The organism is Streptomyces africanus (genome assembly GCF_002150735.1).
GTDB lineage: Bacteria > Actinomycetota > Actinomycetes > Streptomycetales > Streptomycetaceae > Streptomyces > Streptomyces africanus.
On the sequence record NZ_MUKA01000706.1, the window covers coordinates 1 to 678 of the forward strand.

Annotated in this window: 1 protein-coding gene; it reads left to right on the forward strand. The window is 71.1% G+C overall.

Annotation, left to right across the window (positions count from 1 at the left end):
- Nucleotides 1-51 precede the first annotated feature (51 nt).
- Nucleotides 52-630, forward strand: coding sequence for a GTP cyclohydrolase I FolE (folE, locus tag CCL05_RS43570; RefSeq protein WP_086565926.1), 579 nt, complete (start codon nucleotides 52-54; stop codon nucleotides 628-630).
- Nucleotides 631-678 lie beyond the last annotated feature (48 nt).

Sequence of the window (678 nt, forward strand, 5' to 3'; positions counted from 1 at the left end):
CCCTCCGCGAGCATTCCCCGCCCGCAGGCGTCGGCACCCGCACCCAGCCCCCTGCGCGTCGTTCACGACACCGACGGCATAGACCTGGCCGAAGCCGAACGCGCCGCCGCACGCTTCCTCGCCGCACTCGGGATCGACACCAGCACCGAGAGCCTGCGCGGCACCCCCGGCCGCATGGCCCGCGCCTACGCCGAACTGTTCAGCCCCCGCCCCTTCGACTTGACGACCTTCCCCAACGACGAGGGCTACGACGAGCTCGTGCTGGCGCGCAGCATCCCGGTGCGCTCGGTGTGCGAGCACCATCTGCTGCCCTTCACCGGCACCGCCCACGTCGGCTATCTCCCCGGCCAGCGCATCCTCGGCCTGTCCAAACTGGCCCGCGTGGTCGAGCACTTCGCCTGCCGGCCCCAGGTCCAGGAACGACTGACCAAGCAGGTCGCCGACTGGCTCCAGGCCCATCTCGAACCCAAGGGCGTCGGCGTCGTCATCGAAGCCGAGCACAGCTGCATGACCCTGCGCGGCGTCCAGGCCACGGGCTCCAGCACGCTCACCTCCACCCTCCTCGGCACACTCCGCCACGACGCCCGCTCACGCGCCGAGTTCCTCTCCCTGACGGGGCTGCACTCCTGAAGCGCCACGGGGGACTCCTCGGCCCTCAAGAACCCGGACGTACGCTCG